A 25,214-nucleotide genomic window follows, 5' to 3' on the forward strand; every position below is an offset into this window, starting at 1 on the left:
ATTCGCAGAAATTATCGATTAATCGCCATTTTCGTTGGTTCTCTCACGGATCATTTTTCAACTCAATCAATGCATCCTGGGCGAGAGGGGTAAAAACGTCAATAAAGGGGGGGCGGCGCGCCTATCCACGGATTGTGCCTTGCGGCAAATAATCTGAAATGTTAAAAGGTGCCCCTCAATAAAAATGACACAGGGGTAGGGCGTGAAAAACGCGTCAATAGCATCGGGCAACAGCGTGTCGGATGCCGCGTCGAAGAGTGAGCCGACGCTTCAGCGGGGGTTGCAAAACCGCCATATTCAACTGATTGCACTGGGCGGTGCCATTGGCACCGGTCTGTTTTTGGGCATTGGACCGGCTATTCAGATGGCGGGTCCGGCTGTACTGCTGGGATACGGCGTCGCGGGTATTATTGCGTTTCTGATTATGCGCCAGCTCGGTGAGATGGTGGTGGAAGAACCGGTTTCCGGCTCGTTTGCCCATTTTGCCTATAAATACTGGGGGCCGTTTGCCGGTTTTCTTTCCGGCTGGAACTATTGGGTCATGTTCGTGCTGGTTGGCATGGCAGAGCTGACGGCGGCGGGGATTTACATGCAGTACTGGCTCCCTGACGTTCCGACCTGGATTTGGGCAGCGGCGTTCTTCATCATTATTAACGCCGTCAACCTGGTGAACGTGCGTCTGTATGGTGAAACAGAGTTCTGGTTTGCGCTGATAAAAGTACTGGCTATTATCGGCATGATTGGCTTTGGCCTGTGGATACTGTTTTCCGGCCACGGCGGTGAGCATGCCAGCATTGACAACCTCTGGCGCTATAACGGTTTCTTCGCCACCGGCTGGAACGGGTTAATCCTTTCGCTGGCGGTCATTATGTTCTCATTTGGTGGGCTGGAACTGATTGGCATTACCGCCGCAGAGGCGCGCGACCCGCACAAGAGCATTCCGAAGGCGGTCAATCAGGTGGTTTACCGTATCCTGCTGTTTTACATCGGTTCGCTGGTGGTGCTGTTGGCGCTCTACCCATGGGTAGAAGTGAAATCGAACAGTAGCCCGTTTGTGATGATTTTCCATAATCTCGACAGCAACGTGGTGGCTTCCGCGCTGAACTTTGTGATTCTGGTAGCGTCCCTGTCGGTCTATAACAGCGGCGTTTATTCAAATAGCCGTATGCTGTTTGGTCTCTCCGTGCAGGGCAATGCGCCGAAATTCCTGACCCGCATAAGCCGTCGCGGCGTGCCAGTGAACTCGTTGATCCTCTCCGCAACGATCACCTCGCTGGTGGTGGTGATCAACTATCTGCTACCGCAAAAGGCATTCAGTCTGCTGATGGCGTTGGTGGTTGCGACGCTGCTGCTGAACTGGATTATGATCTGCCTTGCACACCTGCGCTTTCGTGCAGCGATGCGTCGCAAAGGCCGCGAAACGCAATTTAAAGCACTGCTTTATCCGGCGGGGAACTACATTTGTATCGCTTTCCTCGGCATGATCCTGGTGCTGATGTGCACCATGGATGATATGCGCTTGTCAGCCCTGCTGCTGCCAGTGTGGGTGCTGTTCCTGTTCGTGGCGTTTAAGCTTTCCCGTAAAAAGTAAATGATATTGCCCGGTGGCGCTGCGCTTACCGGGCCTACAACATCCACGCAGCCGGGTAGGGCGCAGCCGCCCTCCGGCAATTCCAGAAACCGTTCTCCGCCTTTATCGTGACCCCCCTCCCAATTTTGTTTCGATTCACAGGATCTTTATTTTGTAATCGATTACTTTTCATTTGAGCTGTTTTGTAATCGATTACTTTTTATGGGTGAGGCTTATCATGGTGTCAACAACTGAAAGTAGTGGAAAAGCGATAGCACAGCATCGGCTGCTGGTGCCCCGTCTGTCTTTGATGATGTTTCTGCAGTTTTTTATCTGGGGTAGCTGGTCGGTGACGCTGGGTCTGGTAATGACCCAGCACAATATGTCACTGCTGATTGGCGATGCGTTCTCCGCCGGGCCAATTGCCTCTATTCTGTCGCCGTTTGTACTCGGCATGCTGGTTGACCGCTTCTTTGCTTCGCAAAAGGTGATGGCAGTGATGCATCTGGCCGGGGCGGTCATTCTTTGGTTTGTACCGGGGGCGTTGATAGCCCAAAACGGCGCGTTGCTGATCGGGCTGCTGTTTGGCTACACGCTCTGCTATATGCCGACGCTGGCGCTGACCAACAATATCGCATTCCACAGCCTGGCCAATGTCGATAAAACATTTCCGGTCGTGCGCGTGTTTGGCACCATTGGCTGGATTGTCGCGGGGATCTTTATCGGTGTGACCGGCGTGGCGTCCAGTGTCACCATCTTCCAGGTAGCGGCAGCAAGCTCTGTGCTGCTGGCGCTCTACAGCCTGACGCTGCCCCATACCCCGGCACCGGCAAAAGGGCTGCCGGTTCAGGTACGCGATCTGTTCTGCGCAGACGCGTTCGCGCTGCTCAAAACGCGCCACTTTTTTGTCTTCTCCGTCTGCGCAATGCTGATCTCCGTCCCACTTGGCACTTACTACGCTTATACCGCCTCTTATCTGGCGGACGCGGGTATTGCGGACGTCAGCACCGCGATGTCGTTCGGGCAGATGTCAGAAATATTCTTCATGCTGGTGATCCCGCTGCTTTTCCGCCGTCTGGGCGTGAAAGTTATGCTGCTGATCGGCATGCTGGCGTGGTTTGTGCGTTACGCCATGTTTGCGCTGGGCGTCAGCGAAGAAGGGCGCGCCCTGCTGTACCTCGGCATTTTGCTGCACGGTGTGTGTTATGACTTCTTCTTCGTTGTAGGCTTTATTTATACCGACCGCGTGGCGGGGGAGAAAGTTAAAGGGCAGGCACAGAGCATGATCGTAATGTTCACTTACGGTATTGGCATGTTACTTGGCTCGCAGATTTCAGGTGCACTGTACAACAGGCTGGTCGCAGGGCAGACCGTGCCACAGGCTTGGGTGACATTCTGGTGGATCCCGGCGGTGGCTGCGGCGGCGATTGCACTGATTTTCTTTATCACCTTCAAATATGACGATGATAAGGCGTGAAGCAGAGGAGGTATTATGCGGACGATTAAGGGACCCGGTATTTTTTTAACGCAGTTTATCGGCGGGAAACCGCCGTTCAACTCGCTGGACGGGCTGGCTGGGTGGGCGGCAGGTAAAGGTTACAGGGCACTGCAAATTCCCTGTCACCATCCGCACATTTTTGATGTGGAGCAGGCGGCGGACAGTCAAAGCTATTGTGATGATATTGCCGGCAAGCTGGCGGAATACGGGCTGGTCATCAGCGAACTGTCGACGCATCTGGAAGGCCAGCTCGTGGCCGTGAGTCCCATCTACAGCGATGCGTTTGATCACTTTGCTCCCGCTGAGGTGCGCGGCAATGACGCGGCGCGGCGGGCATGGGCGATACAAAAGGTGCAACAGGCAGCAGTGGCATCAGCGCGGCTGGGTTTAACTGCGCACGCCACGTTTTCAGGCTCACTGGCCTGGCCGTTTTTCTACCCGTGGCCGCCGCACAACGAACAGCGTTTTCAGGACGCTTTCCGCGAACTGGCAAACCGCTGGCGTCCAGTTCTGGATACCTTCGATGAACAGGGCGTGGATATCTGTTTCGAATTGCATCCGGGTGAAGATCTGCACGACGGGGCGACGTTTGAACGTTTTCTTCAGCTTCTCGATAACCATCCGCGCTGCAATATTCTCTACGATCCGAGCCATATGCTATTGCAGCAGTTGGATTACCTCTCTTTTATCGACATCTATCACTCGCGGATCAACGCGTTTCACGTGAAGGATGCGGAGTTCCGCCCCAACGGGCGCAGCGGGGTTTATGGCGGGTATCAGCCCTGGATTAACCGCGCAGGGCGCTTTCGTTCCCTTGGCGACGGGCAGATCGATTTCAAAGGGATTTTCAGCAAGCTCACCCAGTACGATTACGAAGGCTGGGCGGTACTGGAGTGGGAGTGCTGCATGAAGGACGGCGACACCGGGGCGAGCGAGGGCAGCGAGTTTATCCGCCGCCATATCATTCCGCTATCGGCCCACGCGTTTGACGATTTTGCCGCAGGAGGTAAAGGTGATTAAGGTCGGCATTATCGGCAGTGGGTTTATCGGCCCGGCGCACATCGAGGCGCTGCGGCGTCTCGGTTTTGTTCAGGTCGTCGCCCTGTGTGATGGCTCGCTTTCGCAGGCGCAGGAAAAAGCGCGTCAGTTAAACGTGCCTTTTGCTTATGGCAGCGTCGAGGAACTCCTCGCGCACCCGGAACTGCAGGTGGTGCACAACTGCACGCCCAACCATCTGCACGCGCAAATCAACCGGCAGATTTTGCAGGCGGGTAAACACCTCTTTTCGGAAAAGCCGCTGTGTATGACGGCGCAAGAAGCCCGCGAACTGGTGACACTGGCGGAACAGACGGGTGTGGTACATGGCGTGAGCTTTGTCTATCGCCAGTTTGCGATGGTGCGTCAGGCCGCCAGTATGATGCGTGAAGGCAGCCTCGGCCGACTTTTTGCCTCGCACGGAAGCTATTTACAGGACTGGATGCTGCTGGAAACTGACTACAACTGGCGAGTAGATCCGACCGTTGGCGGCGCGTCGCGCGCGGTGGCAGATATCGGCTCCCATTGGTGCGACACGGTTCAGTTTGTTACCGGGCGGCGAATTACCGAGGTGATGGCCGATCTGTCCATCGTCTGGCCGACGCGTAAGTCCAATTTAACGGGTGCGCAAACCTTCAGCCATGACGAGCAGGGGCAATATGAAGACAAACCGGTCAGCACGGAAGATTTCGCTTCGGTGCTGTTGCGCTTTGACGACGGCAGCAAGGGCAGTTTCAGCGTTTCGCAGGTCAGCGCCGGGCGAAAAAACCGCCTGTCGTTTGAAATTAACGGCAGCCAGCAGTCGGTGGCGTGGGATCAGGAAATTCCTCAGCAATTGTGGATCGGGCATCGCGCGCAGGCGAATCAATTACTGACTGACGACCCAGGGCTGATGAACCGCGATGTGGCCGACAGCGCGCATTTCCCCGGTGGGCATATTGAAGGCTGGCCTGATGCGTTTAAAAACATGATGGGGCAATTTTACCGTGCCGTTCAGGCCGGAAAAATGCCGGAGCAGCCGCTGTTTGCGACGTTTTACGATGGGGCAGAGGTGATGTATATCATTGATGCCATATTGAAAAGCCATCAACAGCAGCGCTGGGTCCGCGTTGAGCGATGACAGGTTGCCCGGTTCGCCGGGCAACAAATTTATGATAGCCTGCATAAAACGCTAACCGCAGGATGTGTCGTTGCTATGTCAATTCAGAAAATCGCTCAGTTGGCCGGGGTTTCGGTGGCAACGGTGTCGCGCGTGCTCAATAACAGCGACACCGTGAAAGCGAAAAATCGCGAGCGCGTGTTGCAGGCGATTAAAGAGAGCAACTACCAGCCCAACCTACTGGCGCGTCAGCTACGCACCGCGCGCAGCAATATGATTCTGGTGATGGTTTCGAACATCGCGAACCCGTTTTGCGCCGAAGTGGTGAAGGGCATTGAAGAAGAGGCGGAGAAGAACGGTTATCGCATTTTGTTGTGTCACTCTGGCTCGGATATCGAACGTTCCCGCTCGGGACTGAGCCTGCTGTCGGGCAAAATCGTCGATGGTATTATCACCATGGACGCTTTCTCTAAGCTGCCGGAACTGTCCGCATTAATCGGTGGCGCCCCCTGGGTGCAATGTGCTGAATATGCTGATGCCGGGACGGTGTCCTGCGTCGGCATCAATGATGTCGACGCGTCGCAGCACGTCGTCAGCCAGCTTGCCGACTCCGGACGTCAGCGGATTGCGCTGATTAACCATGATCTCAGCTACAAATACGCCCGTCTGCGCGAGCGTGGCTATAAGAGCGTGCTCCATCTGCGGGATCTGGACTATCAGGCCGTCGAGTATGCGAGCGAACTCAGCTCTGCGGCTGGCATGGCGGCAATGCAAAAACTGCTCAAGGAGAATCCGCCGGATGCGGTATTTGCGGTTTCTGATACGTTAGCAGCAGGGGCGCTGCGTGCTATTCAGCAGGCGGGGCTACGGGTGCCAGACGATATAGCCGTGGTGGGTTTTGACGGTACAGAGATCGCGGAAATAACGTCGCTGTCTACTATTGAACAGCCATCGCGTGATATTGGGCGCAAGGCGGTCGATCTCCTGCTCAACAAAATCGATAATCCGGATGCCCCGACGGAGCGCGTGATGATGGGCTGGCGCTATATTCCCCGCGCCAGCACCTGATTATCTGGAAATAACACCGGCCAGGGAGCGAATATCATTTCCGGTTGGCGACTGATGAATACGCAGACCAAATTCATCCACTACCGCGAAAATATGATCGAAGATGTCGGCCTGAATCTCTTCATACTCAGCCCAGATTACCGTGTTGGTAAAAGCATATATTTCAATTGGCAGACCGTTGGCATCTGGCGCCAGTTGGCGCACCATCAATGTCATATCTTTGCGAATGCGTGGGTGGTTGCGCAGATATTCGTTCAGGTAGGCGCGGAAGGTGCCGATATTTGTCATCTTGCGCAGGTTTAATATCGATTCCCCTTCGCTGTTCTGCTGATTCCATAGGCTAATTTCCTCATGACGCGCGGCCAGATACGGCTTCAGCAGCTTCGCCTGAATCAGCTTCTGCTGTTCCTGCTCGTCGAGAAAATGAATGCTAGTGGTATCGATACTCAGGCTGCGTTTGATGCGTCGCCCACCGGAGGTCGACATCCCGCTCCAGTTGATGAATGCGTCGGAGACCAGCGCCCACGTCGGTATCGTGGTGATGGTATTATCGAAGTTACGTACCTTAACGGTAGTCAGGCCGATATCTGTCACCGTGCCGTTGGCACCGTATTTCGGCATCTCCAGCCAGTCACCGAGCTTAAGCATGTCGTTGGCCGAAAGCTGAATCCCCGCCACAAGTCCGAGAATCGGGTCTTTAAAGACCAGCATCAGAACGGCGGCCATTGCGCCAAGACCGCTGATCAGAATCGCCGGGGACTGACCGATGAGCAGTGAGATAATCAATATCCCCACCAGAATGGCGCTCATCAGTTTGATGCCCTGGAAGATCCCTTTCAGCGGTAGCTGTGACGCGGTGGCCATTTTTTGCGACAGGTTAAAAATGACGTCCAGCAGCGAGAAGAAGGAGAGCAGGGCATACACCATCACCCACAATTTCGCGCAGGTGGTGAGCATTTCTGCCGCGTCGCTGCCTTTTTGAAGCCACAAGACCGCCTGGACGTTGACAATTATGCCCTGAAGGGTAAAGGCCAGACGGTGAAATAATTTATTCTGAGTAATAATTTGCAGCCACAAATGGCTACTGGCCTTCGCGCGTTTCTCGAAAGCGCGAAGCACCACTTTATGTAGAATAAAATGAACGATGAGGGCAGTAAGAAAAATAATACCAAAGATAATCACTAAAGAGGTGGTGTGATTAATTTCAATGCCAAACTCTTCAACCTGAGCAATTAATTCCTGCATAACGTCTCCTGTATTGATGCAGCCCCATAATGGCGGCTGCGGATCTATTATGCAAATTCGCGGATTTATTGGCAGTCCGACAGATTTTTACCATCGGCACCGACCCGCGCCTGAATTTATTAGCATTCAGTCATGGTCGTGCTCAGTGGTAAACGTGACTTCGGCAATGAGGCGTTGAAATCTTCCACGCTATGATGGCCGACCGGTACGACGACGAGGCTGGTGTAGCCTTTTTCTTTCAGGCCAAATTCAGCATCAAGAATTTCGGCATCGAAGCCTTCAATGGGTACGGCGTCCAGACCCATCGCGCCCACGCCCAGCAGGAAATTACCGACGTTCAGATATACCTGTTTAGCCATCCACTGATCGTCATCTTTCAGATCAACACGGTGCAAATCGGCAAAGAAGGTGCGGCCTTTGTGGTTAGCGGCCTTGGCTTCTGGCGTGGCAAAACGACCATCTGCTTCTTCCTGGTCAACGACGCGCTCAAGCCATGCATCGTCCATCGCCGTTTTGGCGCAGAACACCACAACGTGAGAGGCATCAAGCATTTTGCGTTCGTTGAAAACAAAGTTCCCGGCGGCTGATTTTGCTACGCGCGCTTTGCCTTCATCGGTGCTGGCGACAATAAAGTGCCACGGCTGCGAGTTGGTGCTGGACGGACTGTACTGCAGCAGGGTTTTGATTTTTTCCGCTTCTTCAGCCGTCAGTTTTTTAGTAGGGTCGAATGCTTTAGTGGAGTGACGTTTTAAAGCCACAGAAACAATATCCATAACTACTCCCGGTTTGTTTAAATGCCCAAAGGGTACAATTTTGACAGGAAGATGATAAGAGAGAAATGTGCGGTTATAGCGATTCTCGTCTCCGTTTCGTCAGGCGGGGCGGATCCGGTTTTGATCGCGCTTGGGTAAGCCATCAACCACCAGATTCCACGAATCGGCCACCAGTTCTTCCAGCAGCGAGAGACTGATATCGTCGCCGGGCGCGACAGAAATCCAGTGCTTTTTATTCATGTGGTATCCGGGGGTGATACTGGGGTAAATTTGCTGATTTAACAGCGATTTTTCTGGGTCTGACTTAAGGTTTATCACCGCTTTATGATTAAATTCGGTGGCGATCATAAATATCTTACCGCCGACCTTAAACACGTCGTATTCCGGGCCAAATGGCCAGCAATGTTCTGTAAAAGGAAATTCCAGCGCCAGACGGCGGGCGTTTTCGCACAGCGTTTGTTCATCCATTACTTTTCCTCGCGGGTGAGGGCACGCCACATGGCTTCAAAGCCCAGAGAGATAAATTCGCGGGCCCGTGCGGGTTCACGGGTGGCAAATTCCATCGTTGTTTCCGCCAGCGTCAGAAACAACGCATCACCAAAAGCGCGATACTCATCGGACATAAAGACAGGCAGCACGGAACGGTGGCAGAGATCGCGCAGTTCCGGAAACATATCGTCGGCCTTTTGTTCCGTCTCCTTACTGATTTTTTCGCTGACGGCCAACTGGCGAATGGCGCGATGCCCCGACGTGTGGTTCAGTCCCCAGGTGATATAACTATTCCATATGTAAAAGGTTAACGCTTTGGTATCGGTCAGTGAGCGATCGAGATTGGCGATCATCGACTGACAAAGATCCTTTTTAAGATGAAGGTAAAGTTCGTTAATTAACTCGTCTTTGGTGGCGAAATAGCGAAACAGGGTGCCTTCTGCGACGCCGGCATTACGGGCGATAACCGCCGTGGATGCGGCGATGCCGGACTGGGCGATAGCCAGGGTTGCAGCCTCCAGCAGGGCCTGTTTTTTGTCTTCACTTTTCGGACGAGCCACTACAATTTACCTTTTAGCAAGTTTAAACACAGGAATTGAAACACGGCCTTTGCAGCGCCGCAACGGTGAATGTCAAAGAATAAAAATCACCTTGACGTGAAATCTCCGATTTCTATAATGAGTGCTTACTCACTCATAATCAAGAGTGGATCGCGTAGACTATCGGACAGGTACGCGTTATTGGGTCAGGATATGAAGCGTCTCACAGTTTGTGTGGTTGTTATTATGCTCATTGCCAGTGCCGCAACGTTACCGTTTGTTCTTAATGCTGGCTTCGGCCAGGTTCCCCAGGGCGCAGAACTGAGTCAGGTCGAGCAGTCGGCGAATTATCACGATGGACAATTTCACAACCAGGTGCCAACGCCAGGCTATACCGGACGCAAAAGTATGCTGGCGGCGTGGTGGGAATTTCTCGTCGCGAAGCGTGAAAATGCGCGCCCAGCCAACCCGTTACCGCTGGTCGCTACCGATCTCGCAGCCGTGCCTGTCGAGCAGGACACGCTGATCTGGTTGGGGCATTCGTCATGGTATTTACAGCTCGCCGGAAAGCGCATTCTGATCGATCCCGTCTTAAGTAGCTACGCCGCGCCTTTTTCGTTTCTCAATAAAGCCTTTGCCGGACCGTATCCGTGGCGAGCGCAAACCATGCCGGAGATTGATCTGCTCATTATCTCTCACGATCACTATGACCATCTGGATCACGCCACTATTACTGCGTTACTCCCGAAGGTGAAGCGCGTTATCACCCCGTTGGGCGTCGGCTCACACCTGCGCTATTGGGGGATGAAAGCTGACATCATTGAAGAGCGTGACTGGAATCAGGCCGTCAGGGTGGATGATTCACTGCTGATTCATGTCCTGCCAGCCCGACATTTTTCCGGGCGAGGCCTCAAACGGAATCAGACGTTATGGGCCAGTTTTCTGTTTGAAACGCCGGAGCAGAAAATTTATTACAGCGGCGATTCCGGCTATGGCCCGCACTTCAGGGCAATTGGCGAGCAGTTTGGCAGTATCGACCTGGCAATCATGGAGAACGGACAATATGACCAGGACTGGAAGTACATTCATATGATGCCGGAGGAGACTGCGCAGGCGGCTCAGGACTTAAGGGCAAAAGCGATTTTACCCGGTCATGCGGGGCGCTTTGTTTTGGCGAAGCACACCTGGGATGACCCTTATAAGCGACTGGCGCTGGCCAGTCGCAACAAGCCATACCGTCTGCTCACGCCGATGCAGGGCGAACCGGTGAGGCTGAATGCGCCAACGCAGCAATTTACCCCTTGGTGGGAACAGGCAACTCGTTTGCCGGAGAGGAGGTCCGAATGACAATTTCTGCTCAGGTTATCGACACGATTGTCGAGTGGATCGATGACAACCTGAATCAACCGTTGCGTATTGACGACATTGCTCGCCATGCGGGTTACTCCAAATGGCATTTGCAGCGTCTTTTTATGCAGTATAAAGGGGAGAGTCTGGGGCGCTATATCCGCGAGCGAAAACTCTTGCTGGCGGCGCGGGATCTACGCGAGTCTGACGAAAAGGTGTATGAGATTTGCCTGCGTTATGGGTTTGACTCTCAGCAGACCTTTACCCGCATTTTTACCCGCACTTTTCATCAGCCGCCAGGCGCGTACCGAAAAGAGAATCATCGCAGGGTGCATTAACCGCCATTTCGCTGTGAATGCCGATGGCGGCGCACAAGGTCGATCCGTAGGCCAGATAAGCGTAGCGCCATCAGGCAGTTACAGTGCAAAAAAACGCCGCCAGACGTAGCGAATCACAAAATACTCGATCGCCCCCAGCGCCAGGAACCACAGGCAGAACAGCAGGGTATAAAGCTGGTTGAGATCCATCAGATGGAAGTCCGCAACCAGCTTTTGCGCCAGCGTCATTCCCAGCGACGGCGCGGGCAGCAACAGGCAGGAGAGAAAGGCCATCAGCAGAATACCTGCGGCCGTCATCAGTGATTCAAGCGGGTGTTTCATGGCATTGTTAAACTTGAGTAAAAAAGCCATTGTCCGGGATTATGCCCGCTAACGCAAACCCCGCCGGGTTTACCCCGCCCAAATCTCGCAGTGTTTATTCACGAGTCCAATTAGCGAGCCGCCGTCGGCGACAAACTCGCGCATTTTTTGCGCTTCACTGACGCCGTTTTTAACCTGCCGGGTCAGTGCTTCAATGGCGCTTCCGGCTCCCATTTTATCCGCAGAGGGCGCAACTTTTTCCAGCAGGTGAAGGGTGTCTTCTGCCAGGCTTTGGTGCGCCCCCGTATGCACGTCGGTCAGAATCCCTTCCATACCAAAACGACAGGCCTGAAAGCGGTTGAATTTATACAGCAGATAATCCCGCTCCTCATGTTTGAACGGACGCTCCGTTAGCAGCCAGTGCGCCGTAGCCTGAATCAAACCTGCCATATTGACCGCATGGCTGAGCGTTAGCGGCGTATCCATCACCCGCACTTCGACGGTGCCGAAATGTGGGCTTGGGCGAATATCCCAGTGCAGATCTTTAATACTGTCGATCATGCTGGTGTAGCTGAGACGACGGAACAAGCCCTCGAATTCCTGCCAGTTGCGTACCCATGGCATCGGTCCGTTATCCGGAAAACCCGAGAAAATATTTAGCCGGGAACAGGCGAAACGCGTATCGGCGCCCTGCATATAGGGGGAGGCGGCAGAAAGCGCAATAAAATGCGGCACAAAGCGCGACAAGCCGTGTAAAAGATAAATAGCGTCGTCACCGCTGGCGCAGCCGACATGCACATGCTGACCAAACACAGTGGCCTGTTGGATCAGATAACCAAAATTCTCCAGCGTGCGCTGATAGCGCTCGTTATCACACACCTCCTGACGCTGCCATTTCTGAAACGGATGCGTACCGCCGCCGCAGATTTCAAGGTGGTGGTCAGCCGCGGCCCTCAGGATCACTTGCTGCATAGCGGAAAACTGCGCCGCAGCCTGGTCAATGTTGTGACAGACGTCGGTGGCCATCTCGAGCATACTTTCGGTGATATCGTGCTTCACTTCACCAGCGCTGACCTGATCTTTTACGGCGGCAATCAATTTTGACGAGTCCTGGCTCAGGTCGTAACCGGGTGGATTAACCACCTGCATTTCCAGTTCAATGCCGAGGGTGTACGGTTCAGAGACGTGAAAATCGGGTAGTGGCATAGCGTTCCCTTTTCCTTTGATTTGCAATCAGTATAGAAGCGAGAGGGCATTTCGGCGCGGCGGAAGAAATCTGAAAGCGGCGCTTTGAAGCTGAAAGCGGAACTGCTATAACCGAATTTTACCGCTGCGGAAGGAGTCAGTTGTGCCAGAAATCAATGAATATGGTCAGACGGTAGGGGATGCGCTACCGGACTGGTGTGGAGCACCGGTATTAACTCGCACCATGCTTGAAGGACGCTGGTGCCACCTTGAACCGCTCGACCCTCAACGCCACGCCGCAGATCTGTTCGATGCCTATGCGCAGGCAAGCGACGAGCGTGACTGGACCTGGCTGGCAAGCACTCGCCCAACAAGCGTTGAGGCTACCTTTCACTGGATCGGCGTGAAGTCGAACGACGATAGCCTGGTGCCGTATGCGGTGGTTGATGTGAGCGCTGAACGTGCCGTTGGTCTGGTGTGCTATATGGCGATCGAACGGGAACATGGCTCGGTGGAGATTGGTCATGTGACCTGGTCTCCGCGCATGAAAAATACCGTATTTGGCACCGAGGCCATCTGGCTGCTATTACGGCATGCTTTTGCACAGGGATATCGTCGCGTTGAGTGGAAATGTGATTCTCTCAACCTGGCTTCGCGCCGTGCCGCCGAACGGATAGGGTTTGTTTTTGAAGGACGATTCCGCCAGAAGATTGTGCGCAAAGGGCGCAACCGTGACAGCGACTGGTTGTCGATTATCGACGGCGAATGGCCGCAGTGCGACCGCGCGCTCCAGCGTTGGTTAGCGCCTGAGAATTTTGATGCGCAGGGGCAGCAGCGCAAAACGCTGGCGCAGTGCCGCGCAGAGTGAGCGCTTGCGCCACCGGGCGGTAAATGCCGGATGGCGGCGCGAACGCCTTATCCGGCCTACATAATTCTTACCGGTGCTTCGCCTGCGACATAATACGCCGCCGTGCTTTTCGCTAACGGTTCACGCCCGCGAATGGCATCGGCGATCTTTTCGCCAATCATAATGGTGGTGGCGTTGAGGTTGCCGGTAATAATCTGCGGCATAATCGAGGCATCCACCACGCGCAGGTTTTCCAGACCGTGTACTTTTCCTTCGCCATCCACGACCGCCATCTCATCAAAGCCCATTTTACAGGTGCCGCAGGGGTGAAATGCCGTCTCCGCATGCTCGCGCACAAAGGCGTCTAACTGCGCGTCGCTCTGACATTCATTGCCAGGGCTGATTTCCCGGCCACGGAATTTATCCAGCGCGGGCTGATTCATAATTTCTCGCGTGATGCGGATGGCGTCACGGAACTCCTGCCAGTCCTGCTCTGTTGACATGTAGTTAAACAGAATCGCCGGATGTTCACGCGGGTCGCGCGACTTCAGGTGGACATAGCCGCGACTCGGTGAGCGCATCGAACCCACGTGGCACTGAAAGCCATGCTCTTTCACTGCGTTTGAGCCGTTGTAGTTAATCGCCACGGGCAGGAAGTGGTACTGAATATTCGGCCAGGCGAACTCTTCGCGACTGCGGATAAATCCCCCCGCTTCAAAATGGTTGCTCGCGCCAATGCCGGTACCACCAAACAGCCATTCGGCCCCGATCTTCGGCTGATTCCACCACTGAAGGGCAGGGTAGAGAGAGACAGGTTCTTTGCACTCGTATTGCAGGTACATCTCAAGGTGATCCTGTAGGTTTTCACCGACGCCTGGCAAATGATGTACCAGTGGAATAGCAAACGCTTTCAGCAATGCCGCATCGCCCACGCCGGAGCGTTGCAGAATTTGTGGCGAAGCGATTGCACCTGCGCAAAGCAGCACTTCTTTATCGGCGGTGGCTCGGGTCGGAATGGTGCTGTCACCCTCCAGCCACTCCACGGCCACCGCTTTTTTGCCGTCAAAAACGATATGATCGGTCAGCGCATGGGTGACAATCGTCAGATTGGGCCGTTGACGCGCCTGATCCAGGTAGCCTCGGGCTGTACTGGCGCGACGCCCCTGGGGCGTAACGGTGCGGTCCATTGGGCCAAAACCTTCCTGCTGATAGCCGTTAAGATCGTCCGTGCGCGGGTACCCCGCCTGCACCCCAGCCTCAATCATCGCTTCAAACAGTGGGTTTACATTAGGTTTAGAGGTGGTCACACAGACCGGGCCATCTCCGCCATGGTAATCGTTCGCGCCGATGTCGCGGGATTCTGCCTTGCGGTAATAGGGCAGGCAGTTGAGATAGCTCCAGTGTTGCAGTCCCGGCTCCTGCGCCCAGGTATCCAGATCCATCGCGTTAGCACGCACGTAGCACATGCCGTTGATGAGCGAGGAGCCGCCAAGCCCTTTGCCGCGCCCACATTCCATGCGGCGGTAGTTCATATGCGGTTCAGGTTCAGTTTCATACGCCCAGTTGTAGCGCTTCCCCTGCAACGGGAAGGCCAGCGCTGCTGGCATCTGAGTGCGGAAATCGGCGCGATAGTCCGGACCGCCGGCTTCTAAAAGTAAAACGGTGGTATTGCTGTCTTCAGTCAGTCGTGTAGCCAGTACGTTGCCGGCAGAACCGGCACCAATAATGATGTAATCAAAATGCAATGAAACCTCCGGGTTAAAATACGGACTGGAAGGGTGCCATCTCAAGCTGGATGGACTTCACCTGGGTATAGCTCTGCAGCGTCATGATGCCGTTTTCGCGGCCAATGCCGGAATGCTTATAACCACCGACCGGCATCTCCGCCGGAGATTCGCCCCAGGTGTTGATCCAGCAGATCCCTGCGGAAAGCTGGTGGATGACGCGGTGCGCACGGGTTAAGTCCTGGGTGACGACACCGGCGGCCAGACCGTAGTCCGTGTCGTTAGCGCGGCGGATAACCTCGTCTTCGCTCTCATAAGTCAAAATTGACATTACCGGGCCGAAGATCTCTTCCCGTACGATGGTCATGTCATCACGACAATCGGTGAACACCGTGGGCGCGACCCAGGCACCGCGATCGTAGCCTTCGCCTTTCAGTACTTCACCGCCGCAGAGCAGCGTCGCCCCTTCGCGTTTTCCGCTTTCGATATAGCGCAGGACGTTTTCGCGATGCGGGAAGCTGACCAGCGGTCCGAAATTCGTCGCTGGGTCAAACAGATCGCCAGTGCGGATCCGCGCAATGCGCGACAATATTGTCTGTTCGAATGCGCTTTTCATCCGCGCCGGGATAAACACCCGCGTGCCGTTAGTGCAGACCTGACCAGAGCTGTAGAAATTGGCCATCATGGCGATATCGGCGGCGAGGTTGACGTTGGCATCATCAAAAATAATCAGCGGAGACTTGCCACCCAACTCCATCGTCACCGCTTTGAGTGAGGAGGCGGCCGCGTTGGCCATCACTTTTTTGCCGCTGGCTACGCCGCCGGTAAAGGAGACTTTGGCGATGCCGGGATGTTCGGTCAGATACTGACCCGTCTGTGCGCCCGTGCCGGGTAACACATTAAATACACCCTCCGGCAGGCCCGCTTCGCTGTATATTTCCGCCAGTTTCAGGGCGGTCAGCGGAGTGACTTCGCTGGGTTTGAAGATCATCGCGTTGCCTGCTGCCAGCGCCGGGGCAGATTTCCACAGCGCGATTTGTATCGGGTAGTTCCAGGCGCCAATGCCTGCGACCACGCCCAGCGGCTCACGGCGGGTATAAACAAACGAGGACTCACGCAGCGGGATTTGGCTGCCTTCCAGCGCCGGGATCAGTCCGGCGTAATATTCCAGCACGTCCGCACCCGTTACGATATCCACGCTGGCGGTTTCGCTGAACGGTTTACCGGTATCTAACGTTTCCAGTTTCGCCAGTTCGTTATTACGTTCGCGCAGGATCTCAACGGCGCGTCGCAGTATGCGAGAACGCTCCATGGCGGTCATCGCCGCCCAGATTTTTTGCCCACGATGGGCGCTTTGCACAGCGCGATCGACATCTTCACGCCCGGCGGCCTGTACGGTTGCCAGTACTTCACCATTGGCAGGGTTGATCGTCTCGAAGGTACGACCGCTGGTGGCGGGGGTATAACCACCATCAATATAAAGCTGTTGTTCTGCCATTCGGGACATGCGTCCTCCTCGGTTAGTCAGTGGCTTTCGGTAAATGCTGACTGATGAAATGGGTGGTGAGTGCCTGAGCGAGGCTCAGATCAAACGGCTTTCCACTCAGCGCGGCGCGCAGCCACAGGCCGTCGATCAGTGCCGCCAGACCGTAGCCAGCCTCCTGCGCCTGCTCACGCGGCAGTTCGCGCTTAAATTCGTAGACGATATTCGACAGTAGCCGTTTGCTGGCAACCTGCTGCAACCGGTACAGCATCGGCTGGTGCATGCTGCTGGCCCAGAATGCCAGCCAGGCTTTCATCGCCGCCTGGCTTATCTGGGAGTCGTCAAAATTTCCGGCAACAATCGCGCGCAGACGCAGTTCAGCACGCGCGCCCTGCAATGCGTGTAGTCGATGCAACACGGCGTGACGCAGCTGGCTGGTGATGTCACGCATCGTTGCCTCCAGCAATCCATTCTTATCTTTAAAGTAATGGCTGATAATGCCCGTCGAGACACCCGCACGGCGGGCGATCTGCGCGATCGTTGCATCATGCATGCCCACTTCATTTATTGCGGCAAGCGTGGCGTCGATCAGTTGTCTGCGGCGAAGACTTTTCATCCCTAACCTGGGCATTTTGCGGCTCCATTCATCAGTTCTGTTTATATATTTAACCTTTTATTGATTGAACGTTCAATATAAATGTGTATTAATTGTTACGGATTTGATTTTAAATAGTTGCATTAAAAGTGAGGATACTGGATGACAGACCTTTCATCTGTCAGAGAAAAGGACAAAATCAATCCGGTGGTTTTTTACACTTCCGCCGGGCTGATTTTGTTGTTTTCCCTGACCACCATTTTGTTTAGCGATCTCTCCGCCGTCTGGATCGGCCATACGCTGAACTGGGTATCGAAAACCTTCGGTTGGTACTATCTGCTAGCCGCCACGCTCTATATCGTCTTCGTGATCTTTATCGCCTGTTCGCGCTTTGGTTCGGTCAAACTTGGACCGGAGCAGTCGAAACCGGAATTCAGCCTGCTAAGTTGGGCGGCAATGCTCTTCGCCGCTGGGATTGGCATTGACCTGATGTTTTTCTCGGTGGCTGAACCCGTTTCCCAATATATGCAACCGCCTGAAGGGGCAGGGCAGACGATTGAAGCCGCGCGCCAGTCGATGGTCTGGACGCTTTTTCACTACGGTTTAACCGGCTGGTCGATGTATGCCCTGATGGGCATGGCGCTGGGCTATTTCAGCTACCGCTATAACCTGCCGTTGACCATTCGCTCGGCGCTCTATCCTATTTTTGGTAAACGTATTAATGGTCCCATCGGACACAGCGTGGATATTGCGGCGGTGATCGGCACGATCTTTGGTATCGCCACCACCCTGGGGATAGGCGTGGTGCAGTTGAACTACGGCCTTAGCGTGCTGTTTGATATTCCTGATTCGATGGCGGCGAAGGCAGCACTGATTGTGCTGTCGGTGATTATCGCCACCATTTCCGTGACCTCTGGCGTCGATAAAGGCATCCGCGTGCTCTCCGAGCTCAATGTTCTGCTGGCGTTGGGGCTAATCCTCTTTGTGCTGTTTATGGGGGATACCTCATTCCTGCTCAATGCGCTGGTGCTTAACGTGGGGGATTACGTTAATCGTTTTATGGGCATGACCCTGAACAGCTTTGCCTTCGATCGCCCGGTTGAATGGATGAATAACTGGACGCTGTTCTTCTGGGCGTGGTGGGTGGCATGGTCTCCTTTTGTCGGTCTGTTTTTGGCACGAATCTCTCGCGGCCGCACCATTCGCCAGTTTGTTTTTGGCACCCTGATTATTCCGTTTACCTTCACGCTGCTGTGGCTGTCGGTATTTGGTAACAGTGCGTTGTTCGAAATCATCCACGGGGACGCAGGTTTTGCCGAGGAGGCGATGGCGCACCCGGAGCGCGGATTCTATAGCCTGCTGGCGCAGTATCCGGGCTTTACGTTCAGCGCCTCTGTCGCGACCATCACCGGTTTGCTGTTCTATGTAACATCCGCGGATTCCGGTGCGCTGGTGCTGGGAAACTTTACTTCGAAGCTAAAAGACATTAACAGCGATGCCCCAGCCTGGCTGCGCGTATTCTGGTCGGTGGCGATAGGTCTGCTGACGCTGGGGATGTTGATGACGAATGGGATTTCTGCCTTGCAGAACACCACGGTCATTATGGGACTGCCGTTCAGTTTCGTGATTTTCTTCGTGATGGCCGGATTGTATAAGTCGTTGAAAGTGGAAGATTACCGTCGTGAAAGCGCGACACGACATACGGCACCGCGCCCTATGGGGCAGCAGGATCGGCTGAGCTGGAAAAAACGGTTATCGCGACTGATGAATTACCCTGGCACACGCTACACCCGTGAAATGATGGAGACGGTCTGCTACCCAGCGATGGAAGAGGTAGCGCACGAGTTACGGTTGCGCGGGGCGAAGGTTGAGCTGAAGAGCATGCCGCCGGAGGAAGGGGAGAATCTCGGCCATCTTGATCTGCTGGTTCATATGGGGGATGAACGTAACTTTATCTACCAAATCTGGCCTCAGCAGTACGCCGTTCCTGGATTTACTTACCGTGCGCGCAGTGGGAAATCGACCTACTATCGGTTGGAAACATTCCTGTTGGAGGGAAGCCAGGGGAACGATCTCATGGATTACAGTAAAGAGCAGGTGATCACCGACATTCTCGATCAATATGAACGCCATCTGAACTTTATTCACCTCGATCGCGAAGCGCCAGGTAACGGCGTCTTGTTCCCCGGTATGTAGGGAAAGCAAAACCTTTTTCGAAAAGGGATTTTAGCAGTATGAATATGGGTCTTCTCCGATTATGGGCGGGAAGGCCCCTAAATCTACAGTGAGAAATAGAACCGCCAGTGTTTATCCCCAGGAAGGACGATCGCTTCCTTCTGACAAGACGAGTCCTTTTTTTCCTCTCAAACATCGGTAATGTTCAAAATAACATATATGTTTTATCATATGTATATTCTGAGTTTACCGGAAGAGAAAATGCTACAACCTGTTCAGCTTTTCAAAATACTGTCTGATGAAACCCGCCTGGCTATCTTGATGCTGCTTAGGGAATCGGGGGAGATGTGCGTATGTGATATTTGCGGGGCCACTTCCGAGTCGCAACCCAAAATTTCCCGGCATATGGCAATTCTTCGGGAAGCGGGTCTCGTTCTGGACCGCCGGGCAGGAAAATGGATCCATTACCGACTGTCTCCACATATGCCCGCGTGGGCGGCAGAAATCATTACAACATCCTGGTACTGCCTGCGGGAAGACGTTCGTCAGTGGCTGGCAAATTCAGAGTCACCATCATGCTAGTCGGAATAAAACATATTCATTTAATCATATGTAATGGAGTCTGAGATGTTACTGGCAGGTAGTATTTTTTTACTGACATTAGTCCTCGTTATCTGGCAGCCTCGCGGACTTAGTATTGGCTGGAGCGCCAGCATTGGTGCCGCACTGGCCCTGATATTCGGTGTTATCCATATGGGGGATATTCCGGTGGTCTGGAATATCGTCTGGAACGCAACAGCGACCTTTATCGCAGTGATAATCATCAGCCTTCTGCTCGATGAGTCGGGCTTTTTCGAATGGGCTGCGCTACATGTCTCTCGCTGGGGCAACGGGCGGGGGCGTCTGCTGTTTACGTGGATTGTCCTGTTGGGCGCGGCCGTTGCGGCGCTGTTTGCTAATGATGGTGCTGCGCTGATTCTGACCCCCATCGTCATTGCCATGCTGCTCGCTCTGGGGTTCAGCACAAGGACAACACTGGCCTTTGTCATGGCCGCCGGGTTTATTGCCGATACCGCCAGTCTGCCACTTATCGTTTCGAATCTGGTGAATATCGTCTCTGCTGACTTCTTCCAGCTTGGTTTTACGGAATACGCCTCAGTGATGGTTCCTGTTGATATTGCTGCCATCCTAGCGACGCTGGGCATGCTGCATCTGTTTTTCCGCCGGGATATTCCTGCAACGTACGACGTCACTCTGCTGAAAACGCCTGCCAGCGCGATTAAAGATCCCGCAACCTTCAAAGCAGGCTGGGTTGTTCTGGTTCTGCTGCTGGCTGGCTTCTTTGTCCTTGAGCCACTGGGGCTTCCCGTCAGCGCTATTGCTGCTGTCGGTGCTGCTTTACTGTTTGCCGTTGCGAAAAAAGGTCACATCATCAATACCGGTAAAGTGCTGCGCGGTGCGCCCTGGCAGATCGTTATTTTCTCACTGGGTATGTACCTGGTGGTCTATGGTCTGCGCAATGCGGGTTTAACGGAATATCTTTCGGGTTTTCTCAATATATTGGCTGATAAGGGACTGCTGGCGGCAACGTTTGGCACGGGCTTCCTGACCGCCTTCCTGTCTTCAGTCATGAACAATATGCCAACAGTCCTTGTTGGCGCGCTGTCGATTGATGGAAGCTCGGCTTCTGGCGTCATCAAGGAAGCGATGATCTACGCCAACGTGATTGGTTGCGATTTAGGCCCCAAAATCACACCGATAGGCAGTCTGGCAACCCTGCTGTGGCTTCACGTACTGTCGCAGAAAAACATGACCATTAGCTGGGGATATTATTTCCGCACCGGTATCATGATGACTCTGCCCGTGCTGTTTGTCACTCTGGCCGCGTTGGCGCTGCGGCTTTCTGTCACTTTGTAATGAGATACTGATATGAGCAACATTACTATCTATCACAACCCGGCCTGCGGTACGTCACGTAATACACTGGAGATGATCCGTAACAGCGGTAATGAGCCCACTATTATTTACTACCTTGAAACGCCTCCGACTCACGACGAACTGGTTAAACTTATTGCAAATATGGGGATCACAGTACGTGCTCTGCTGCGTAAAAACGTGGAGCCTTATGAGCAATTAGGGCTCGCAGAAGAGACATTCAGCGATGCGCAACTGATTGGCTTTATGCTCGAACACCCCATTCTGATTAACCGCCCCATTGTCGTGACTCCCCTTGGCGTTCGACTTTGCAGACCTTCCGAATTGGTACTGGATATACTGCCGGAGTCTCAGTTGGGTGCATTCACAAAAGAGGATGGTGAAAAAGTCATTGATGAAGCAGGGAAGCGGGTTAAACCGTAACGATCGGCGAGAAGGATTATTTGATAGCTGAGAGGATAATTTAGCGGCATCCGCTCGTCACATCGCCCGCAGTCAGCAATGGCTGCGGGCGATTTTTATCGCCGATCTAAACGTTTTCCGGAAAGGGTATTTAACTGTTTAAATATACAGTGAGAAATAAAAAGAAGAGTAGGATGACCGCGGGTGCCTGAAGCTTTCCAACTTCAGGTATTACTGAGGTTCGGAAAGAAGAAAGCCCCAAGGAGATAGTGTTATCAACCTTGAGGCTACCAATCCGAACCCGAACCATTCGGATGGTAGTCTCTTCTTCGCATGGAGGCAATACATGCTGACAAAATATGCCTTTCTGGCAGTCATAGTACTGTGCGTCACGGTACTGGGATTCACGATTCTGGTCAGGGACTCACTCTGCGAGTTCAGCGTCCGGGAGCGTGGTATTGAGTTTAAGGCAGTTCTCGCTTACGAACCGAAGAAGTAGCCATTATGCGGGGAGTAATCCCCGCATATCCGGTTGGCAGGTAAGGATGAGACGGCACCCGCTTATCACATCGCCCTCAGTCAGTAATGGCTGCGGGCGATTTTATTCACGCCAGCCTCTGCCAGCGCGTGCGTTCGACAGCCTGCTGCCATTCATGCCAGCGTTTTTGCAAGCGGCCATGGCGTTCGGGGTTGGGCTGAAAGGAGATATGTTCCGGCAGGTAGCGGCGAAGCTGGTCTGTTTCCACCTTCAGCCAGGCTTTTCTCGCCAGAAGCGCTGCGCCAATAGCGGAAAGTTCAGGGACGTCGCTGCGCATGACCGGGCAACCCAGCAGGTCGGCCTGGTACTGCATCAGCCAGTCATTTTTTGTCGGTCCGCCGTCCACCATTAATGCCGTCAGGCGAAAATCACTGTGCTGATGCATCGCCTGAACGACGTCGGCAATTTGATAGGCGATGGACTCCAGCGCTGCGCGTACCAGATGCGCCCGCTTCACGCCGCGGCTTAAGCCCTGAATCAACCCACGGGCGTTTTCATCCCACCAGGGGGCGCCAAGCCCGGTGAGCGCCGGAACGAAATAGACGCCAAGCGTAGAGCCTACGGTGGCGGGCAGTGTGTTAAGCTCGTGCGCCAGTTGCGCTTCAGGCATCTCGCTAAGCCCGGTACTATCCACCATCCAGGCAACAGCATCACCGGTGTGCGGAATATTTCCCTCCAGCCCGTATATCTGTGTTTCACCATCATGCCAGGCGACCGTCGTTGCCAGCGCGTTGACATCGCATTGTGCCGACATCACGGGAGCCATAACGGATGAGCCCGTGCCGTAGGTCGCTTTAACGCAACCTTTCGCACCCAGTCCATGCGCAAACAGCGCTGCATGCGAGTCGCCAATCATCGCCAGAATGGGAATGCCGTCAGGAATTTTCTCCAGCCCTTTCGTTACGCCGAAAGGGCTGCTGGAGGGGCAAATTTCTGGCAGGGCGCGCGGGGGAATACCGAAGAGCGTCAGCATATCGGCATCCCATTGACCGCTGGCAAGATTGAGCAATTGCGTGCGGGAGGCGTTGGAGACGTCACAGCGAAAAGCAGTACCCCCGCTCAGGTTCCACAGCAGCCAGCTATCGATCGTTCCCAGACAAATTTCCCCCTTTTCTGCGAGCTGGGTTCCGTTAGGGACGTTCTCTAATAGCCAGCGCATTTTAGAGGCAGAAAAGAGTGGGGCGACGGGCAACCCGGTTATCGCCTTGATTTGCGCTTCGCGACCCTGTTCCCGCAGCGTCCGACAGAAGTCAGCGGTCCGCGAACACTGCCACGTAATGGCCGGTCCTAACGGACGTCCGCTGGAGCGATACCAGCCGATGGCCGTTTCGCGCTGATTACTGACGGCCAGCGCCGCGACGCGATGAGCGCCAACGGCCTTGACGGCCTGCGCCAGTACGTCCAGCGACGCGGCAATCAGCGCCTCGCCGGATTGTTCCACCCAACCCTCACGCGGGGTCTGAATCGTCAGCGGTCGGGAAAACTTCGCTACCACTTTGCCCTCGCTGTCGAGGGCGACCGCTTTGGCGTTGGTCGTTCCTTCGTCGAGCGCAATGATGATCTCTTTTTCTGCGGCCATACTCTTCTCCAGCCTCTTGTTGTTCCCGGATTTAGCGATGGAACCAAGTGTCCACGCCGAGGTAACGGGTGAAGGCTTCGTGGAGAATTTCTGCGCTGGCGGAGTGGTTCATCGCCACATGATGCTCAAAGCCATTGCGGCAGATCCAGGTCAGCAAATTTTCCAGATGAGGAACCTGAATGACCGCGCGGCAGCCTACGGTATCCAGCGGATCGTCAACCGACTGGCCTTCGCCAACGTAGGCCTTAATTTCGCCGGTCAGATCGTCGGTACTCAGGCGGAAATAGGTCAGCACGCCACTCTTCAGGCGACCATGTACCGCGCCGCAGGTGTTCTCTTTACCCACGGTGGTGCCGATGATATCCGCGGTGCCCATTTTCGGGCTATCCAGGCTGGCAGAGGCAAAGTTACCGCAGTGAAACAGCACGCATTTGTCGCGATCGTCGCCAAAGTTATTGTTCCAGTCGGCAATCGATGCCGGGCTCAGGTTGCTGCTCGCAAGCGCGTACATGGAGAGTGCTCCCATCACGTCCACTTCACAGGCGCTGGGCATCAGTTGGCCGGACATGACGCTCATAATGGAGCACACGTTAATCCCGAGATTTTCCTGCAGCGACGTCCAGCACTGGATGGCGGTGGTATCGATATCGTTGGCGATCACCCATTCGCTAATGACGACGAACAGTTTTGCCATTGTCACCAGTTTGTCGGCGGGAATGGCGCTGGCGTCGGCGTTGTCGATCAGCAGGCGGCGCTTTTCATCGACGCGAATATCGTCATCGCGCAGTTGTTTAATCCGGGTGAACACTTCGGAGAGATCCAACGTTTCAACGGCGATCCCCAGTCTTTCCAGCAGTTTTTCGCTGTAGCGAACGGTATTAAACCCGGCGGGACGTGCGCCAATCGCACCGACCCGTACGCCGCGCATGCTGCTGACGACGCGACAGGTCTGTTCAAAACGTTTAAGGTCGCGTTCAAAAACCTCTCCGGCGAGATCGCAAACGTGCTGGGTCGTGAGGGTAAAAGGAATACCGTACTGACGGAGGTTATTGCAGAGCGAAATCTTCCCGCAAAAGCTATCGCGGCGGGTTGCCAGCCCCATTTTATCAAGGTTATCTTCCTGCGCCTGAACCAGCACCGGAACGTTCAGCCCCGACAGGCGCAACGTTTCGGCGATGGCTTTTTCATCACCGAAGTTTGGCAACAGCACCACCACGCCGTGGATCTCATCGCGGTGGGCGCGGAACAGTTCGGCACATATTTTCGCATCCTGCCGGGTTTCCACACCGCCGAGTTCGGTTTGTGTGTCGTCGAGCATGATGGTGTTAATACCAAGACGGGTGAACAGCGCGGTGGCCTGCTCGCGGGCTTCCGCGACCAGATAGCTTGGGAAGAATCCGCGGTTACCGATGATCACCGCCATGGTCAGCTGTTGAGGAATACGGGACAT

24 protein-coding genes are annotated in these 25,214 nt (G+C 54.3%); 13 read left to right on the top strand and 11 right to left on the bottom strand.

Annotation, left to right across the window (positions count from 1 at the left end; genetic code table 11):
• Positions 1-202 precede the first annotated feature (202 nt).
• The 5 genes from pheP (at position 203) to HVY19_RS05955 (ending at position 6,270) form a co-directional block, all read left to right on the top strand.
• Positions 203-1,591, top strand: coding sequence for a phenylalanine transporter (pheP, locus tag HVY19_RS05935; protein ID WP_181683432.1), 1,389 nt, complete (start codon positions 203-205; stop codon positions 1,589-1,591).
• A 217-nt stretch (positions 1,592-1,808) separates the two neighbouring features.
• Entirely contained in the window at positions 1,809-3,047 is a 1,239-nt protein-coding gene (locus tag HVY19_RS05940; RefSeq protein ID WP_181683433.1) for an MFS transporter, read from the top strand.
• A 15-nt stretch (positions 3,048-3,062) separates the two neighbouring features.
• Positions 3,063-4,088, top strand: a complete 1,026-nt coding sequence (locus HVY19_RS05945) for a sugar phosphate isomerase/epimerase (protein WP_181683434.1) — start codon at positions 3,063-3,065, stop codon at positions 4,086-4,088.
• On the top strand, positions 4,081-5,223 hold the full coding sequence (locus tag HVY19_RS05950) for a Gfo/Idh/MocA family oxidoreductase (RefSeq protein WP_181683435.1): 1,143 nt from the start codon (positions 4,081-4,083) through the stop codon (positions 5,221-5,223). The genes HVY19_RS05945 and HVY19_RS05950 overlap by 8 nt, the downstream gene beginning before the upstream one ends.
• 75 nt (positions 5,224-5,298) lie before the next feature.
• Positions 5,299-6,270, top strand: a complete 972-nt coding sequence (locus HVY19_RS05955; protein WP_181683436.1) for a LacI family DNA-binding transcriptional regulator — start codon at positions 5,299-5,301, stop codon at positions 6,268-6,270.
• Here the strand turns inward: HVY19_RS05955 and HVY19_RS05960 are convergent, their stop codons facing one another.
• From HVY19_RS05960 to HVY19_RS05975, 4 genes are all read right to left on the bottom strand, one after another.
• Entirely contained in the window at positions 6,271-7,515 is a 1,245-nt protein-coding gene (locus HVY19_RS05960) for a mechanosensitive ion channel family protein (RefSeq protein ID WP_181683437.1), read from the bottom strand.
• A 119-nt stretch (positions 7,516-7,634) separates the two neighbouring features.
• Positions 7,635-8,288 carry an oxygen-insensitive NAD(P)H nitroreductase gene (gene nfsB, locus HVY19_RS05965; RefSeq protein ID WP_181683438.1) on the bottom strand — a complete coding sequence of 218 codons (654 nt, stop codon included), beginning with the start codon at positions 8,286-8,288 and terminating at the stop codon, positions 7,635-7,637.
• A 99-nt stretch (positions 8,289-8,387) separates the two neighbouring features.
• Complete coding sequence (locus HVY19_RS05970; RefSeq protein WP_181683439.1) at positions 8,388-8,756, bottom strand: MmcQ/YjbR family DNA-binding protein; 369 nt, start codon at positions 8,754-8,756, stop codon at positions 8,388-8,390.
• The gene (locus tag HVY19_RS05975) at positions 8,756-9,337 is read right to left on the bottom strand and encodes a TetR/AcrR family transcriptional regulator (protein WP_181683440.1); all 582 of its coding nucleotides are present in this window, start codon (positions 9,335-9,337) and stop codon (positions 8,756-8,758) included. Before HVY19_RS05975 ends, HVY19_RS05970 begins: the two co-directional genes overlap by 1 nt.
• A gap of 192 nt (positions 9,338-9,529) precedes the next feature.
• On the opposite strand from HVY19_RS05975, the gene HVY19_RS05980 reads away from it, so the two are divergent.
• Both HVY19_RS05980 and HVY19_RS05985 read left to right on the top strand, forming a co-directional pair.
• Complete coding sequence (locus HVY19_RS05980) at positions 9,530-10,663, top strand: MBL fold metallo-hydrolase (RefSeq protein WP_181683441.1); 1,134 nt, start codon at positions 9,530-9,532, stop codon at positions 10,661-10,663.
• Positions 10,660-11,001, top strand: a complete 342-nt coding sequence (locus HVY19_RS05985) for a RamA family antibiotic efflux transcriptional regulator (protein WP_181683442.1) — start codon at positions 10,660-10,662, stop codon at positions 10,999-11,001. Before HVY19_RS05980 ends, HVY19_RS05985 begins: the two co-directional genes overlap by 4 nt.
• Positions 11,002-11,079: 78 nt before the next feature.
• Here HVY19_RS05985 and HVY19_RS05990 read toward each other — a convergent pair whose 3' ends face one another.
• Together HVY19_RS05990 and HVY19_RS05995 are read right to left on the bottom strand one after the other, a co-directional pair.
• Entirely contained in the window at positions 11,080-11,322 is a 243-nt protein-coding gene (locus tag HVY19_RS05990; protein ID WP_181684224.1) for a DUF1158 domain-containing protein, read from the bottom strand.
• Positions 11,323-11,391: 69 nt separating this feature from the next.
• On the bottom strand, positions 11,392-12,507 hold the full coding sequence (locus HVY19_RS05995) for a YbdK family carboxylate-amine ligase (protein WP_181683443.1): 1,116 nt from the start codon (positions 12,505-12,507) through the stop codon (positions 11,392-11,394).
• Between the two features lie 142 nt (positions 12,508-12,649).
• Between HVY19_RS05995 and HVY19_RS06000 the strand changes: the two genes are divergently transcribed.
• Positions 12,650-13,354, top strand: a complete 705-nt coding sequence (locus tag HVY19_RS06000) for a GNAT family protein (protein WP_181683444.1) — start codon at positions 12,650-12,652, stop codon at positions 13,352-13,354.
• A 56-nt stretch (positions 13,355-13,410) separates the two neighbouring features.
• Here the strand turns inward: HVY19_RS06000 and betA are convergent, their stop codons facing one another.
• From betA to betI, 3 genes are read right to left on the bottom strand one after another with little or no spacing between them, the layout of a single operon-like run.
• Positions 13,411-15,078 carry a choline dehydrogenase gene (gene betA, locus HVY19_RS06005; RefSeq protein WP_181683445.1) on the bottom strand — a complete coding sequence of 556 codons (1,668 nt, stop codon included), beginning with the start codon at positions 15,076-15,078 and terminating at the stop codon, positions 13,411-13,413.
• A gap of 13 nt (positions 15,079-15,091) precedes the next feature.
• The gene (gene betB / locus HVY19_RS06010) at positions 15,092-16,564 is read right to left on the bottom strand and encodes a betaine-aldehyde dehydrogenase (RefSeq protein ID WP_181683446.1); all 1,473 of its coding nucleotides are present in this window, start codon (positions 16,562-16,564) and stop codon (positions 15,092-15,094) included.
• 13 nt (positions 16,565-16,577) lie between these two features.
• Complete coding sequence (betI, locus tag HVY19_RS06015; RefSeq protein ID WP_181683447.1) at positions 16,578-17,171, bottom strand: transcriptional regulator BetI; 594 nt, start codon at positions 17,169-17,171, stop codon at positions 16,578-16,580.
• A 126-nt stretch (positions 17,172-17,297) separates the two neighbouring features.
• Here betI and betT point away from each other — a divergent pair, with 126 nt between their 5' ends.
• From betT to HVY19_RS06040, 5 genes are all read left to right on the top strand, one after another.
• Positions 17,298-19,331: a choline BCCT transporter BetT gene (gene betT / locus HVY19_RS06020; protein ID WP_181683448.1), complete on the top strand. Its 2,034-nt coding sequence runs from the start codon at positions 17,298-17,300 to the stop codon at positions 19,329-19,331.
• Positions 19,332-19,571: 240 nt separating this feature from the next.
• A complete protein-coding gene (locus tag HVY19_RS06025) occupies positions 19,572-19,892 on the top strand; it encodes a metalloregulator ArsR/SmtB family transcription factor (protein ID WP_181683449.1) in 321 nt (106 codons plus the stop codon).
• A gap of 45 nt (positions 19,893-19,937) precedes the next feature.
• Complete coding sequence (locus tag HVY19_RS06030; RefSeq protein WP_181683450.1) at positions 19,938-21,227, top strand: arsenic transporter; 1,290 nt, start codon at positions 19,938-19,940, stop codon at positions 21,225-21,227.
• Between the two features lie 12 nt (positions 21,228-21,239).
• Positions 21,240-21,668 carry a glutaredoxin-dependent arsenate reductase gene (gene arsC / locus HVY19_RS06035; protein WP_181683451.1) on the top strand — a complete coding sequence of 143 codons (429 nt, stop codon included), beginning with the start codon at positions 21,240-21,242 and terminating at the stop codon, positions 21,666-21,668.
• A gap of 325 nt (positions 21,669-21,993) precedes the next feature.
• Complete coding sequence (locus tag HVY19_RS06040; protein WP_181683452.1) at positions 21,994-22,146, top strand: Hok/Gef family protein; 153 nt, start codon at positions 21,994-21,996, stop codon at positions 22,144-22,146.
• A gap of 106 nt (positions 22,147-22,252) precedes the next feature.
• On the opposite strand, the gene HVY19_RS06045 is transcribed toward HVY19_RS06040, so the two are convergent.
• Positions 22,253-23,764 (bottom strand): FGGY-family carbohydrate kinase, encoded by a 1,512-nt coding sequence (locus HVY19_RS06045; RefSeq protein WP_181683453.1) that lies wholly within the window; start codon positions 23,762-23,764, stop codon positions 22,253-22,255.
• A gap of 31 nt (positions 23,765-23,795) precedes the next feature.
• On the bottom strand, positions 23,796-25,214 hold the full coding sequence (locus tag HVY19_RS06050; RefSeq protein ID WP_181683454.1) for an L-fucose/L-arabinose isomerase family protein: 1,419 nt from the start codon (positions 25,212-25,214) through the stop codon (positions 23,796-23,798).

Origin of the sequence: Citrobacter sp. RHB25-C09, from assembly GCF_013836145.1 — a bacterium.
GTDB lineage: Bacteria > Pseudomonadota > Gammaproteobacteria > Enterobacterales > Enterobacteriaceae > Citrobacter_A.